The 14,432-nt window shown below is 77.5% G+C and carries 14 protein-coding genes; 12 read left to right on the top strand and 2 right to left on the bottom strand.

The window, feature by feature from the left end; all coding sequences use genetic code 11:
• Positions 1–314: 314 nt before the first annotated feature.
• Both ACRYR8_RS02345 and ACRYR8_RS02340 read left to right on the top strand, forming a co-directional pair.
• Positions 315–1,271 (top strand): universal stress protein, encoded by a 957-nt coding sequence (locus ACRYR8_RS02345; protein WP_432482462.1) that lies wholly within the window; start codon positions 315–317, stop codon positions 1,269–1,271.
• Between the two features lie 116 nt (positions 1,272–1,387).
• Complete coding sequence (locus ACRYR8_RS02340; RefSeq protein WP_432482461.1) at positions 1,388–2,359, top strand: siderophore ABC transporter substrate-binding protein; 972 nt, start codon at positions 1,388–1,390, stop codon at positions 2,357–2,359.
• Between the two features lie 141 nt (positions 2,360–2,500).
• On the opposite strand, the gene ACRYR8_RS02335 is transcribed toward ACRYR8_RS02340, so the two are convergent.
• Positions 2,501–3,007, bottom strand: a complete 507-nt coding sequence (locus ACRYR8_RS02335; protein ID WP_432482485.1) for an inorganic diphosphatase — start codon at positions 3,005–3,007, stop codon at positions 2,501–2,503.
• A 195-nt stretch (positions 3,008–3,202) separates the two neighbouring features.
• Here ACRYR8_RS02335 and dacB point away from each other — a divergent pair, with 195 nt between their 5' ends.
• The 10 genes from dacB (at position 3,203) to ACRYR8_RS02285 (ending at position 12,506) form a co-directional block, all read left to right on the top strand.
• The gene (gene dacB, locus ACRYR8_RS02330) at positions 3,203–4,636 is read left to right on the top strand and encodes a D-alanyl-D-alanine carboxypeptidase/D-alanyl-D-alanine endopeptidase (RefSeq protein ID WP_432482460.1); all 1,434 of its coding nucleotides are present in this window, start codon (positions 3,203–3,205) and stop codon (positions 4,634–4,636) included.
• Between the two features lie 55 nt (positions 4,637–4,691).
• Entirely contained in the window at positions 4,692–5,819 is a 1,128-nt protein-coding gene (locus ACRYR8_RS02325) for an Rv3626c family coenzyme F420 biosynthesis-associated protein (protein WP_432482459.1), read from the top strand.
• A gap of 9 nt (positions 5,820–5,828) precedes the next feature.
• Positions 5,829–6,821 (top strand): tRNA lysidine(34) synthetase TilS, encoded by a 993-nt coding sequence (gene tilS, locus ACRYR8_RS02320; RefSeq protein WP_432482458.1) that lies wholly within the window; start codon positions 5,829–5,831, stop codon positions 6,819–6,821.
• A gap of 34 nt (positions 6,822–6,855) precedes the next feature.
• Complete coding sequence (gene hpt, locus ACRYR8_RS02315; RefSeq protein ID WP_432482457.1) at positions 6,856–7,407, top strand: hypoxanthine phosphoribosyltransferase; 552 nt, start codon at positions 6,856–6,858, stop codon at positions 7,405–7,407.
• Between the two features lie 214 nt (positions 7,408–7,621).
• A complete protein-coding gene (gene ftsH, locus ACRYR8_RS02310; RefSeq protein ID WP_432482456.1) occupies positions 7,622–9,589 on the top strand; it encodes an ATP-dependent zinc metalloprotease FtsH in 1,968 nt (655 codons plus the stop codon).
• A complete protein-coding gene (gene folE, locus ACRYR8_RS02305; RefSeq protein ID WP_432482455.1) occupies positions 9,586–10,200 on the top strand; it encodes a GTP cyclohydrolase I FolE in 615 nt (204 codons plus the stop codon). The genes ftsH and folE overlap by 4 nt, the downstream gene beginning before the upstream one ends.
• Positions 10,197–11,081, top strand: coding sequence for a dihydropteroate synthase (gene folP / locus ACRYR8_RS02300; protein ID WP_432482454.1), 885 nt, complete (start codon positions 10,197–10,199; stop codon positions 11,079–11,081). The genes folE and folP overlap by 4 nt, the downstream gene beginning before the upstream one ends.
• A gap of 47 nt (positions 11,082–11,128) precedes the next feature.
• Positions 11,129–11,500, top strand: coding sequence for a dihydroneopterin aldolase (gene folB / locus ACRYR8_RS02295; RefSeq protein WP_432482484.1), 372 nt, complete (start codon positions 11,129–11,131; stop codon positions 11,498–11,500).
• Positions 11,497–12,033, top strand: a complete 537-nt coding sequence (gene folK / locus ACRYR8_RS02290; RefSeq protein ID WP_432482453.1) for a 2-amino-4-hydroxy-6-hydroxymethyldihydropteridine diphosphokinase — start codon at positions 11,497–11,499, stop codon at positions 12,031–12,033. The genes folB and folK overlap by 4 nt, the downstream gene beginning before the upstream one ends.
• Positions 12,030–12,506: a DUF3180 domain-containing protein gene (locus tag ACRYR8_RS02285; protein WP_432482452.1), complete on the top strand. Its 477-nt coding sequence runs from the start codon at positions 12,030–12,032 to the stop codon at positions 12,504–12,506. Before folK ends, ACRYR8_RS02285 begins: the two co-directional genes overlap by 4 nt.
• Here ACRYR8_RS02285 and ACRYR8_RS02280 read toward each other — a convergent pair.
• The gene (locus ACRYR8_RS02280; RefSeq protein WP_432482451.1) at positions 12,446–14,386 is read right to left on the bottom strand and encodes a diguanylate cyclase domain-containing protein; all 1,941 of its coding nucleotides are present in this window, start codon (positions 14,384–14,386) and stop codon (positions 12,446–12,448) included. The genes ACRYR8_RS02285 and ACRYR8_RS02280 overlap by 61 nt on opposite strands.
• Between the last annotated feature and the right edge of the window lie 46 nt (positions 14,387–14,432).

Here is a 14,432-nt window from a genome sequence, read left to right as displayed (position 1 = left end):
GGCGAAGGCCGCCGCGAGCGCGTCGTCCCACGGCTCCTCGCGCGGTCCCCCCCCCCCCCGGTCGGCTGCCGAACCCGCTGCCGAACCCGCCGCCGTCGTACCGGTCGCCACGCACGGTGCCCTCCCGAGCCCGCCCCTCATCGTGACCCCGGCAAGACCCCGGCAAGACCCCGGCGGGACCCCGGCGGGACCCCGGCGGGACCCCGGCACCGCCCGCGCCGACAGGGCCCCCGGGCCCGCCGCGCGCCTCGCCCCTGTCGCCGGGGCCCGCCGGCGGGCACCCTGGGGGGACCACGGGCGAGGAGGCGGTGGACGTGAGCGGTGCGGACGCGGACCGTGCGGCGGTGGTCGTGGGCGTCGAGGGCGCCGAGGAGTCCGCTCCGGTGGCCTCGTGGGCGGCGGCCGAGGCCGCCCGCCGGGGTGCGCCGCTGCTGCTGGTGCACGCCGAGCAGTACCCGTTCGGGGCCGACGTGGCGGGAGCGGCGTGGGCGGGGGAGCTGATCGACCACCTGGACCGGGAGGCGCACGAGGCGCTGGAGCAGCTGGCCGCACGGGTGCGCGAGGCGGTGCCGGGCCTCGTCGTGCGCACCGAGCTCCTGCACGACCACCGCCGGCACGCGCTGCTGCGCGCCTCGCGACGGGCGTGCCTGGTGGTGACCGGCCCGGGGCGCCGGGCCGAGCGGCGCGGCGGGGCGCTGGGGGAGCTGCTGCTCGGCTCGACCAGCCTGTTCCTCGTGGCGCACGTCGCGTGCCCCGTCGTGGTGGTGCGCGCACCCGCCGGCGGGCGGGGCGGGCCGGGCGGTGCGGGCGCGGGGGAGCGGACCGGCGTGGTGGTGGGTTCGGACGGCTCGCGCGCGGCGCGCGCGGCGGAGCACTTCGCCGCCGCCCACGCCGGTGCCACGTCCCAGGCGCTGACGGTGCTGCGCGCCTGGAGCGCCCCCACCCCGCGAGGGCGCTCGGCCGACGACCCCGGTCTGCAGCGGGCCCGCGAGCTGGCACGCGACCAGGCGCAGCGGGGACTGCAGGAGGCGCTGGCCCGGCTGGGCGAGGCGCACCCGGGTCTGCCCTTGCGGTCCGCGCTGGTGGAGGACGCGCACCCGGCGTCCGCCCTGCTGGTCGCCGGTGCCGGGGCGCAGCTGCTCGTGCTGGGTTCGCGCGGTCGCGGGGCGTTCGCCAGCGCGTTGCTGGGGTCCACCAGCCACGAGGTGCTGCACCGGGCCGCGGGGCCGGTGGCCGTGGTGCCCGACGCCGACCGGCGCACGGACCTGTGACGTGTCGCACAAGGGCAGGGGGTGTCCCCGGTGTGGTCAGGGAAGGCTAAGCTTCCCGGTGTTGGGCCCGCGGACGCGCGGGGCCCTTCCCCCACCCCTGCGTGAAAGGCGTTGCCGTGAACCACCTCCTGCCCCGGCGCACTGCGGCCGGGTTCGCCCTCGGACTCGTCGCGTGCCTCGGCCTCTCGGCCTGCTCCGGCGCGGCGGAGGCCGAACCGGAGGCGGACGTCGCCGCGACCCGCACGGTCGAGACCAACGACGGCCCCGTCGAGGTCCCCGCCGAGCCCCTGCGCGTGGCCGCGCTCGACAACACCTCCTTCGCCACCCTCAAGGCGTTCGGCATCACCCCCGTGGCGGTCCCCAAGACGCTGCTGCCCGCGGAGGGGTACGCCGACTGGGCCTCCGACGAGTCCATCGCCGACGCCGGCAGCCACCGCGAGCCGGTCCTGGAGGCCATCAGCGAAGCCGAGCCGGACCTCATCATCGGCGGGTACCGCTTCGCCGAGCAGACCGCGGAACTGTCGAAGATCGCCCCCACCATCGACGTCTCGCCCTCCGCCGAGGCCGAGGGCGGGTTCGTCGAGAGCCTGAAGACCCAGACCACCACCCTGGGTGAGGTCTTCGGTCGGGAGGACGAGGCGGCCGAGCTCGTCGCCGCGCTGGAGCAGGCGCAGGAGGCCGCCGCCGCGCAGACGAACGGGGAGTCGGTGTTCCTGGCCGTGGCCAGCGGCGGGCACATCGACAACGGTTCCGAGCGCCTGGGGCGCATCACCGAGCCGCTGGGCCTGACCAACGTGCTGGAGGCCGAGGGCGACTCCATCCACAACGACTCCGGCCTGGCCCCTGAGACGATCGCCCAGCTGAACCCCGACTGGATGATCGTCCTGGACCGCGACGCAGCCACCGGTGCCGACGCGAGCGCCTCGCCCGCCCAGCAGCTGGTCTCCGAGCAGGAGGCGTGGAAGGACACCACCTTCATCACGCAGGACCACGTGATCTACCTGCCGGCCATGTTCTACGTCACCGAGGGCATCCAGGCCTACACCGACGTGTACGGGCAGATCGCGGACGCGTTCTCGGCGGCGTGAGCACCCCCACCCGCCCGGGGCGGCCGGGGCCGCCCCCCCCGCCCCCCCCGCCCCCCCCCCCCCCCCCCCCCCCCCCCCCCCCCCCCCCCCCCCCCCCCCCCCCCCCCCCCCCCCCCCCCCCCCCCCCCCCGGGGAGGGGTGTCAGTGGTCGGCGCCGGCCTCGTACGAGGTGCCCTTGGCGCGCTCGTAGGACGCCGCGATCTCCCGCTCGGCCTCCGCGCGGCCGGACCAGTTGGCGCCCTCGACGGACTTGCCGGGCTCCAGGTCCTTGTAGGTCTCGAAGAAGTGCTGGATCTCCAGGCGGTCGAAGTCGCTGATGTCCGACAGGTCCTGGACCTTCTCCCACCGCGGGTCGCCGGCCACGACCGCGAGGACCTTGTCGTCGCCGCCGGCCTCGTCGCGCATGTGGAACATGCCGATCGCGCGGCAGGTGATGAGGCAGCCGGGGAACGTCGGCTCGTCGAGCAGCACGAGGACGTCCAGCGGGTCGCCGTCCTCGCCCAGCGTGCCCTCGATGAACCCGTAGTCGTGCGGGTAGCGCGTGGAGGTGAACAGCATGCGGTCCAACCGGATGCGGCCGCTCTCGTGGTCGACCTCGTACTTGTTGCGCTGACCCTTGGGGATCTCGATGGTCGCGTCGAACTCGATCGGCGTGCTCGTGGGCGTGCTCACGCTGCTCCTCTCCTCGGGGTCGCGCCGACCCCGTCCTCGTCGGCCGGTCGCCACGTCCGGCGCCCGGCGGTCCGCGCTAGTGTCGCGCAGACCCCCGGCGTCCGCGGACGGGCGGTGCGCGGGGTCCACCGGCGCCGCGCCGGGGGGTGGGGAACGGGAGACGGGGGACGGGTGCGCAGGGCCGTGGTGGGCCTGGCCGGTGCGGCCACGGCCGTGGTGCTCGTCGCCGGCTACGCCGGGCTGGACGCCGCCGACGCCGTGCCCGGCCCGCTGACCACCACCCCGCCACCGACCGCCGCGCCCCTGCCCACCGCCCCCGCCGCCCTCGTCCCGGACGGCGGCGCCGCGCCGGTGCTCGCCCCGCCCGGCACCGCCGCCCCCGTGCCGGCCCCCGCCGCGCTGGGGGAGCGCACCGCCGCCGCCCTGGCCGACCCTGCCCTGGGGCCCGCCCCCTCCGCCGTGGTCGCCGACGCCCTCACCGGCGAGGTGCTGCTGTCGCGCGCCGCGGACGTGCCCCGCACCCCCGCCTCCGTCACCAAGCTGCTGACGGCCGCCGCGGCCCTGGACGTCCTGGGACCCGGCTCGCGCGCGGTGACGACCGTGGTGCGGGGCACCTCCGACGACGAGGTCGTCCTCGTGGCCGGCGGCGACGTGCTGCTGTCCGCGGGGGCGGGGGACCCCGCCGCCGTGGCCGGGCGCGCGGGCCTGGCCGACCTGGCGGCCACCACCGCCGAGGCGCTGCGCGCCGCCGGGCGCACCACCGTCGCCGTGCGGCTGGACGACGGGCTGTTCAGCGGCCCGGCCGTCTCGCCCGCCTGGGCCGCCGGCGACGTCACCGCCGGGTACGTCGCCCCGATCGCCCCGATCGCCGTCGACGAGGGCCGCCTCGTGCCCGGGCGGGAGGCGCCCCGCGCCGCCGACCCCGCCCTGTGGGCCGCGCGCGCCTTCGCCGCCGCGCTCGAGGCGCAGGGCGTCGAGCTGGCCCCCGCCGCCGTCGAGGGCGGCGTGGCCCGGGCCGCCGCCGACCCGGGCGCCCCCGTGCTGGCCCGCGCGGAGTCGGCCACCACCGCCGAGCAGGTGGAGCTGATGCTCACCGCCAGCGACAACACCCTCGCCGAGGTGCTGGGCCGGCGGGTGGCGCTGGCCGGTGGCCGCACCGGCACCTTCGAGGACGCCTCCGCCGCCGTGACCGAGGCCGTCGCGGCGCTGGGCGTCGACGTCACCGGCGTGCAGCTGCAGGGCGTCAGCGGCCTGGGGCGCGGCACGCTCCTGCCGGCGCGGGCGCTGACCGGCCTGCTCGTGCTGGCCGCCTCCGACGAGCACCCGCAGCTGTCGGCGCTGCTGAGCGGCCTGCCCGTGGCCGGGGTCACCGGCACCCTCGCCGACCGCTACGGCGGCGAGTCCGCCGCCGCCGCGGGCGTCGTGCGCGCCAAGACGGGCACCCTCACCGGCGTCAGCTCGCTGGCCGGCTACGTGCGCGACGCCGACGGCCGGGTGCTCGCCTTCGCGGTCCTGTCCGACGCGGTGCCCGCCGGCGCCTCCTGGGGCGCGCGCCGCGCCGAGGACGCCTTCGCCGCGGCCCTCGCCGCCTGCGGCTGCTCCTGATCCGGGAGCCCACCGCGCCGGGTGCGTGAGCGGCCGCGGCGCGTAGCGTGCGGCCATGGACGCACCGGGGACCAGCAGCCGCACCGTCGCCGCGTACGTCGACTTCGAGCTCGCCGCGCGGGTCGCCGCGCGCCTGGTGCCCGCCGGGCCGCGAGCCGGTCGCGACGAGATCGCCCACGCCGTCGGCGAGCTGCGCGCGGCCGCCGCCGGGGCCGCCGAGCCGGTCGCCGCCACCGCCCACCTGCGCCGCGACCCCGCCGCCGCCCCCGAACCGCCCGCCCTGGTCGTGGACCGCGCCTCCTGGGCGCGCGCCAACGTGGAGGCCTTCCGCGGCCTGCTGGAGCCCGTCGCCGTCCCCGCCCCGCCGGACGGCCGCGCCCCGCGCCCGGGCTCGCGCGCCGAGCGCGCCGCCACCGCGGTCGGCCGGCGCACCACCGGCGGGGAGATGGGCGCGCTGCTGGCGTTCCTGTCCTCGCGGGTGCTGGGGCAGTTCGACGTCTTCTCCGGCGTGGACGCCGGCGGGCCGGGGCGCCTGCTGCTCGTGGCGCCCAACGTCGTGCAGGTCGAGCGCGACCTGGGGGTGGTGCCGGCCGACTTCCGCCGCTGGGTGTGCCTGCACGAGGAGGCGCACCGGCTGCAGTTCGGCGCGAACCCCTGGCTGCGCCGCTGGGTCACCGACGAGGCGCGCGGGCTGTCCGCCGACCTGCTGGCCAACCCGCGCGACCTCGGCGAGCGCCTCGCGGGTGTGCTGCGGGGGCTGCCCGACCTGCTGCGCGGCGACGCCGCGGACGCCGGTGCGGGCGCCGGCCTGGCGGACCTGCTGCAGACGCCGCAGCAGCGCGAGCGGGTGCGCCGGCTGGTGGCGGTCATGTCGCTGCTGGAGGGCCACGCCGACGTCGTCATGGACGACGTCGGCCCGCGGGTGGTGCCGACCGTGGCGACCATCCGCGCGCGCTTCACCGAGCGCCGCCGCGGTCGCGGGACCCTGGACCAGCTGACCCGCCGGCTGCTGGGCCTGGACGCCAAGACCCGCCAGTACGCCGACGGCGCCCGCTTCGTGCGCGGCGTGCTGGACCGGGTGGGCTGGGACGGGCTGAACGCGGTGTGGCAGGGGCCGGCGAGCCTGCCGGCGCCGGAGGAGGTCGCCGACCCCGGTGCGTGGGTGCGCCGGGTGCACGGCTGAGGCGGGCGGGTGGGCGGGCCGCCGCGCGAGGTCGCCGCGGTCCGGGCGGCGGTGCGCGCCGACCTGCGCGCCGTGGCCGCCGCCCGGCCGGGCGCGCTGGTGCTGGTGGCGTGCAGCGGTGGCGCGGACTCCCTGGCGCTGGCGGCCGCGACGGCGTTCGAGGCGCCGCGCGCCGGTCTGCGCGCCGGGGCGGTGACCGTCGACCACGGGCTGCACCCGGGCTCGGCGTCCGTGGCCCGCGACGTCGAGGTCGCGTGCGCCGGGGTGGGCCTGGACCCGGTGCTGACCACCCGGGTGGCAGTCGGCCGGTCGGGTGGTCCCGAGGCCGCCGCCCGCGAGGCCCGCTACGCCGCCCTGCAGGCCCTGGCGGACTCGTCGGGGGCTGCCGCGGTGCTGCTCGGGCACACCCTGGACGACCAGGCCGAGACGGTCCTGCTGGGCCTGGCGCGCGGGTCGGGCACCCGCAGCCTGGCCGGGATGCCGCCCGTGCGGGGGGTGTTCCGCCGCCCGCTGCTGGGGCTGGGGCGCGCCGCGGTGCGCCGGGCGTGCGCGCTGGAGGGCCTCGTGGCGTGGGAGGACCCGTGGAACGCCGACCGGCGCCTGGCCCGCGCCCGGGTGCGCCACGACGCGCTGCCGGCGCTGGAGGCTGCGCTGGGGCCGGGGGTGGCGGCGGCGCTGGCCCGCACGGCGAGGGCGCTGCGCGAGGACGCCGACGCGCTGGACGAGCTGGCCGAGCGTCGCGACCCGTTCCGCGACGGTGCCGCGCCGGTGGCCGAGCTGCTGGCCGCCCCGGCGGCGCTGCGCCGGCGCTGGCTGCGGCGGGCGGCGCTGGCCGTCGGCTGCCCCGCCGGTGCGCTGGCCGCCGCCCACGTCGACGCGGTGGACGCGCTGCTGCTGCGCTGGCGCGGGCAGGGCCCCGTGCACCTGCCGGGCGGTGCGACGGCGCACCGCGCGTGTGGCAGGCTCCTGCTCACGCCCGCGGGTGGGGATCCCACCGGCTGAGGCCCCTGGACGACCCGACCGCACGGAGGACCCCGTGGACGCCGCCGCCGCCGGCACCGACCTCGACCACGTCCTGCTCAGCCGGGAGCAGGTGGCCGCGCGAGTGGCCGAGCTCGCCGCGCAGCTCGACGAGGACTACCGCGACAAGGACGTCCTGCTCGTCGGCGTCCTGAAGGGCGCCGTCATGGTGATGGCCGACCTCTCGCGCGCCATGAGCATCCCGCTGTCGATGGACTTCATGGCCGTCAGCTCCTACGGCTCGGGCACCAAGTCCTCCGGCGTGGTGCGCATCCTCAAGGACCTGGACGCCGACATCTCCGGCCGCCACGTGCTCGTGGTGGAGGACATCATCGACTCGGGCCTGACCCTGTCGTGGCTGCTGGCCAACCTGAGCTCGCGGGGGCCGGCGTCGGTGCGGGTGTGCGCGCTGCTGCGCAAGCCGGAGGCGGCGAAGGTGCAGGTGGACGTCGCCTACGTGGGCTTCGACATCCCCAACGAGTTCGTCGTCGGCTACGGGCTGGACTACGCGGACGAGTACCGCAACCTCGACTGCGTCGCCACGCTCGCCCCGCACGTCTACAGCTGAGGGTCCCGCGCCGCCGGGGGCGCGGGCCGGGGCCGGGGCCGGGCCTTTCCGCTGACAGCGGACGGGCGGCCCGCCCGCGGAACAGCGCGCGCCCCCCGCCCGTTCGAGAGTCGACGACGATGACGATCGGCGTCGGCGGCGCGTCCAGGTGCGCGGTGTACCGTCGAGAGTCCTCACGATCGAGCAGGAGGGACAGGGGGCGACCCCTCCACAGATGTCGAACCTCAAGCGTGTAGTCCGCGGCCCGTGGCTCTGGATCGTGGTGGCCGTCGCGGTCGTCGCCATCGGCGCGTCCTTCTTCGCCTCCAGCGGCACCACCGAGGTGTCCACCACCCGCGCCCTGGAGCTCATCGACGACAACCAGGTCGAGAGCGCCACCCTCACCGACGGCAACCAGCGCATCGAGCTGCGCCTGAAGGAGGGCGTGGACGTCGACGGCGCCACCACCGTGCGGTCGTACTACATCTCCCAGCGCGGCCAGGAGGTCCTTGACGCGCTGGAGGCCTCCGACGTCGAGAGCGTCACCGACGAGGTGCCCACCACGAGCATCCTGTCGTCCCTGCTGTTCACGGTCGGGCCGATCCTCCTGCTCCTGCTGCTGTTCTGGTGGCTGATGAGCCAGATGCAGGGCGGCGGCAGCCGGGTCATGAACTTCGGCAAGTCCAAGGCCAAGATGATGACCAAGGACACCCCCAAGACGACCTTCGCGGACGTCGCGGGTGCCGACGAGGCCGTCGAGGAGCTCTACGAGATCAAGGAGTTCCTCTCCGAGCCCGGCAAGTTCCAGGCCGTCGGCGCGAAGATCCCCAAGGGCGTGCTGCTCTACGGCCCGCCCGGCACCGGCAAGACCCTCCTCGCGCGCGCCGTCGCCGGCGAGGCGGGCGTGCCGTTCTACTCGATCTCCGGCTCGGACTTCGTGGAGATGTTCGTCGGCGTCGGCGCCAGCCGCGTGCGCGACCTCTTCGAGCAGGCCAAGCAGAACGCCCCCGCGATCATCTTCGTCGACGAGATCGACGCCGTGGGCCGGCACCGCGGCGCCGGCATGGGCGGCGGGCACGACGAGCGCGAGCAGACCCTGAACCAGCTGCTCGTCGAGATGGACGGTTTCGACGTCAAGACGAACGTCATCCTCATCGCCGCCACGAACCGCCCCGACATCCTCGACCCGGCGCTGCTGCGCCCGGGCCGCTTCGACCGCCAGATCGCGGTGGAGGCCCCTGACATGGAGGGCCGGCACCAGATCCTGAAGGTGCACGGCAAGGGCAAGCCGCTCTCCAGCGACATCGACCTGCTGGCCGTGGCGCGCCGCACCCCGGGCTTCTCCGGCGCGGACCTGGCCAACGTGCTGAACGAGGCCGCGCTGCTGACGGCCCGCGCCAACGCGAAGGTCATCGACAACGCCGCGCTCGACGAGGCGATCGACCGGGTCATGGCCGGCCCGCAGAAGCGCACCCGCCGGATGAACGAGAAGGAGCTGCGGGTCACCGCGTACCACGAGGGTGGTCACGCGCTGGTGGCGGCGGCCCTGCCGAACACCGACCCGGTGACCAAGGTGACGATCCTCCCGCGCGGGCGGGCCCTGGGCTACACGATGGTGCTGCCCACCGAGGACAAGTACTCCACCTCCCGCAACGAGATCCTCGACCAGCTCGCGTACGCCCTCGGCGGTCGCGTCGCCGAGGAGCTGGTGTTCCACGACCCCACCACCGGTGCGGCGAACGACATCGAGAAGGCCACCGGGATGGCCCGCAAGATGGTCACCCAGTTCGGCATGAGCGAGCGCATCGGCGCGATCAAGCTCGGCAGCAGCGGCGGCGAGGTGTTCCTCGGCCGCGACATGGGTCACGAGCGCGACTACTCCGAGGGCGTCGCCGGGATCGTCGACGAGGAGGTCCGCCGCCTCATCGAGGCCGCCCACGACGAGGCGTGGGAGATCCTCGTGGAGCACCGGCAGGTCCTGGACGACCTCGTCGTCGCCCTGCTGGAGAAGGAGACCCTCAACCAGGCCGAGCTGGCGCAGATCTTCGCGCCCGTCGTCAAGCGCCCCCAGCGCCCGGTGTGGCTGTCCAGCGAGCGCCGCCACGTCTCCGACGTCCCGCCGGTCGCCGGGCCCGGTGAGCGCGCCGCGCTCAACGGCCACGGTGCGCAGGTCCCGCTGAACCGGACCCACGAGGAGCCGTGACCGGCGGCGCCACCACCCCCGCGGGCGGCGCGGCGCGCACCGGGATCGACACGGCCCGGGCGGAGGCCGCGGTCCGGGAGTTCCTCCTCGCCATCGGCGAGGACCCGGACCGCGAGGGCCTGCGCGACACGCCCGCGCGCGTGGCCCGCGCGGCGGGGGAGCTGTTCGCGGGGCTGGCGCAGGAACCGGCCGACGTGCTGGTCACCGACTTCGGCCTCGAGCACGACGAGCTGGTCCTCGTGAAGGACATCGAGGTGCAGTCGACCTGCGAGCACCACCTGCTGCCGTTCCACGGCGTCGCGCACGTCGGGTACATCCCCGGCGAGCACGGCAGGGTGACGGGCCTGTCGAAGCTGGCCCGGCTGGTGGACGTCTACGCCCGCCGCCCCCAGCTGCAGGAGCGGCTGACCACGCAGGTCGCCGACGCCCTCGTGGACGGGCTGAAACCGCGCGGTGTCATCGTCGTCGTGGAGTGCGAGCACTCGTGCATGACCTACCGGGGCGTGCGCAAGCCGGGGGCGAAGACCGTCACCTCCGCGGTGCGCGGCGGGCTGCGCCACCCCGCCACCCGTGCGGAGGCCATGAGCCTCATCGTGGCGGGGCACCGGTGAGCGCGCCCCCGACCCCGCAGCGGCTGCTGGCACCGGGCCGCTGCCGCGTCGTCGGCGTCGTCAACGTCACCGCCGACTCCTTCTCCGACGGCGGCCGCTTCCTCGCCCCGGACGACGCCGTCGCACGGGGCCTGGCGCTGACCGCCGCCGGCGCCGACGTGGTGGACGTGGGCGGGGAGTCCACGCGCCCGGGCGCCGGGCGGGTGGACGCGGCCGAGGAGCTGCGCCGCGTCGTGCCGGTGGTGCGCGAGCTGGCCGCCCACGGCGTGGCGGTCAGCGTGGACACGATGCGCGCCGAGGTGGCCGTGGCCGCCGTGCGGGCGGGTGCGGTGCTCGTCAACGACGTCTCCGGCGGCCTGGCGGACCCGGCGATGGCGCCGGCCGTGGCGGGCCTGGACGCCGGTTACGTGCTCTCGCACTGGCGCGGGCACTCCGACGTCATGACCTCCCTGGCCGACTACGGCGACGTCGTGGCCGACGTGGAGCGCGAGCTGTCGCAGCGCCTGGACGCGGTCGCCGCCGCCGGGGTGGACCCCGGGCGCGTCGTCCTGGACCCCGGCCTCGGTTTCGCCAAGGTCGCCGAGCACGACTGGGCGCTGCTGGCGGCGCTGCCGCGGCTGGCCGCGCTGGGCCGGCCGCTGCTCGTGGGCGCCTCCCGCAAGCGCTTCCTCGGGACCCTGCTCGCCGACGGCGGCGGCCGGGCCCTGCCGCCCGCCGCGCGCGACGACGCCACCGCCGCGGTGTCCGCGCTGGCCGCGGCCGCGGGCGCGTGGGGCGTGCGGGTGCACGAGGCGGCGGCCTCCGCCGCGGCGGTGCGGGTCGCGCGGGCGTGGGCGGCGGCGTCCGCCGCCGGTGAGCGCGCCGGGGCGGGGGTGCCGTGAGCTCGCTGGACGCCGCCGGGCCCGTGCTGGGCGCCGACGGCCGGGTCCTGGACCGCATCGTGCTGCGCGGTCTGCGGGCCGTGGGCCGGCACGGCGTGCTCGAGGCCGAGCGCCGCGACGGGCAGCCCTTCGCCCTCGACGTGGCCCTGCACCTCGACACCGCCGAGGCCGCCGCGGGCGACGACCTGTCCGCCACCGTCGACTACGGGGGGCTGGCCGAGGAGCTGGTGACCGTGCTGACCGGTGAGCCGGTCGCGCTGCTGGAGACCCTCGCGGCGCGGGTGGCGCAGCGCTGCCTGGACCGCTCCGGGCGCATCGCCGCCGTCGACGTGGTGGTGCACAAGCCGCAGGCGCCGCTGACCGTGCCGTTCGAGGACGTCGAGCTCGTGGTGCGCCGGGTGCGCGGGGTGCGCCCGTGACCGGTGGGCCGACCGCGCCCGTGCGGGTGCCGGGAGCGGCGGCGGCCCCGCTGGTCCCGGTGGTGCTGTCGCTGGGCGCCAACCTGGGGGACCGGGCGGCGGCGCTTGCCGCGGCGGTGGCCGAGCTGCGCGCCGCTGACGGGCTGGTCGTCGACGCGGTCTCCGAGCCGCTGGCCACCGCGCCGGTCGGCCCGGTCCGGGACCAGCCGGAGTTCCTCAACCTCGTGGTGCTGGCCCGCACGAGCCTGCCGCCGCGGGCGCTGCTGGCGCTGTGCCACGAGGTGGAGCGCCGCGGCGGGCTGGACCGCGCGGTGAAGGTGCCCGGTGGGCCGCGCCCCCTCGACGTGGACGTCGTCGCGCACGGCGCCACCCTGCTCGAGGAGCCGGACCTTGTGCTGCCGCACCCGCGCGCGCACGAGCGCGTCTTCGTGCTGGCGCCGTGGGCGCAGCTGGACCCGGGCGCGGTGCTGCCGGGCCCGCGCGGCGGCCCGGTGCGCGAGCTGCTGGCGCGCCTGGTGGGGGAGGCGTCGTGAGACCCACCCGCCCGGGGCTGCTGCTGGCAGTGGGGTTCCTCGCCGCGGTGCTCTCCTGGTCCGGGCTGCGGGCGTGGACCTCCACCGGGGGCACCGAGCCGCAGCTGCTGTGGCGCAGCGCCCTGACGATCGCGCTGCTGGCGGTGGCCGTGTTCGGGCTGGGCTGGCCGGTGCGGCAGTGGGTGCGCGGCGACCGCGCCCGCCGCATCGACGCGCTGCGCGCGGCCCGCACCGCTGTGCTGGCCAAGGCGGCCTCGGTCGCCGGGGCGCTGCTGGTGGGGGTGTCGGCCGGGTTCGCCGTGCACTACCTGCCCACCCTGGAGATCGCCGCGCGCCGCGAGCAGTTCCTCGTGGCGCTGGCCGACCTCGTCGTCTCGGCGCTGCTGCTGGCCGCCGGGCTGGTGGTGGAGCGCTACTGCCGTGTCCCCCCGGAGGACGACTCCCAGGACGGCGGCGTCAGCGCCGCCACCTGACGCGGCAGCGCCACCGACCCGGCGTGCACGTGCACGCGCCCCTTCCCGGCCCGCTTGGCGGCGTACATGGCGGCGTCGGCGGCGGCCATCAGCTGCTCGGCCCGGTCCCCGGCGCCGGTGCCCCCCGGACCGGCCGCCGTGCCCACGCCCACCCCGATGCTGACGCCCACCCGGAAGCTCCCGGCGGCGACCACGACCGGCTCGAGCAGCGCCGCGACCAGACGCTCGCCGACGGCGCGCGGTTCGCCCGGGCCTGCGGCGCCGGGCAGGACCAGGGCGAACTCGTCACCGCCGAGGCGGGCCAGGGTGTCGCCGTCGCGCAGGCACGCGCCGAACCGGGCGGCGACCTCGCGCAGCACGTCGTCGCCGGCGCCGTGGCCGGCGGTGTCGTTGACGTCCTTGAAGCCGTCGAGGTCGCAGTACAGGACGCCCGCTGACCCGGAGGCCAGGGCCTCGCACAGGCGCTCGCGCAGCAGGACCCGGTTGGGCAGGCCGGTCAGCGCGTCGTGCCGGGCCTGGTGCACCAGGGCGGCCTCGGCGGCCCTGCGGGCGGTGACGTCCTCCACGAGGCACAGCAGGTAGGGGGCGGTGCCCGCCTCCCCGGCGGGCACGGCCGTCGCGGCCAGCAGCCCCCAGCGGGTGCCGCCGTCGGCGTGCCGGTAGCGCCCCTCGATCCGCGCGTGCCCGCTCTCGCCACGGGGGTCCGCGGCCAGGGCGGCCAGCGCGGCCAGGCCGGCCAGGGCGGCCAGGTGCCCCTCGCGGTCGTCGGGGTGCAGCAGGTCGGCGAAGGGGCGGCCGGTCAGGTCGGCGGGGTCCAGGCCGGTGAACGCGGCCGCGGTGGGGTTGGCCTGCAGCACCCGCCCGGGAACGCCCCCGTTCAGCCCCACCATGAGCATCGCCACGGGGGCGGTGTCGAACGCGAGCCGGAACCGCCGTTCGGACGTGGCCAGCAGCGCGGACTGCGCGCGGGCGCCGCGGTAGGCGCGCTGCAGGCCCGCGTCGAGGCGGCCGCGCTCCTCCCGGTGCAGCACGAGCAGGGTGGCGACGACGGTGAGCACCAGCACCAGCAGCTGGGCGTCGAGGACCCGCTCGGGGCCCGGCAGGTCCTGGAACGGGCCGTGGCCCCCGTGGGTGGCCACCACCAGGCCCAGGGACCCGGTGACGGTCGTGGCGAGCGCGGTGCGCGCGGACAGGCGCAGCCCCGCCCACACGGAGAACGGCACGACGAGGAACGACAGCGCCAGCCGGCCCGGCTGCTCGTAGAGCCAGGTGAGTCCCGCGCAGGCGCCCAGCCCGATGGTGAGGGCCTCGACCGGCCCCGCCACCGCGGGGGCGGGCGCCGCGCGGCGGTCCCCCGCGCGCAGCCACACCACCGCCAGCACGACGGTGCTGGCGGTGTGCCGCACCACCCACCCCGTGAAGGCGCCGGGGCCGAGGGGGACGTGCAGCAGCAGCACCGCGGTCGTGCAGCCCACGACGGCCCCGGCCCCGGCCCCGGCGGCCGCCCCGGCCAGCAGCGCCCACAGGTCCTGCGGCTGCCGCAGCCGGGAGCCGCGCCGCTGCAGGCGGCGGTGCACCCAGCAGGCCGTCAGCGCCTGCACCAGCCCGGAGGTGCCGAGCAGAGCGGCGAGCAGCGGCGGCTGCCCCGTGGCCACCTGCGCCAGGACCCCGGAGGCGAGCAGGAGGCCGGCGTCGCGCCGGAGGGCCCGCGGCGAGCGCCACGACCGCGCCAGCCAGACGAAGCCCACGCCCGCCGCCGGCCACACCAGCGCCAGGGCCGCGCCGTCCAGCGCGGAGGCCCGGCCCAGCAGGACGGCCACCACGTGCAGCAGCGTGAAGCCGGCGGGGACGGCCGCACCGCGCAGCGGGTGGTGGTTCACCCCCGGTGCATCGGTGCGGTGCGGCCGCCGGTTGAGCGGGGAGCGG

Source organism: Kineococcus esterisolvens (assembly GCF_050871405.1).
In the GTDB taxonomy this organism is placed as follows: Bacteria; Actinomycetota; Actinomycetes; order Actinomycetales; family Kineococcaceae; genus Kineococcus.
The sequence above is the reverse complement of the archived record's forward strand: the minus strand, read 5'-3'. Positions and strand labels throughout refer to the sequence as shown.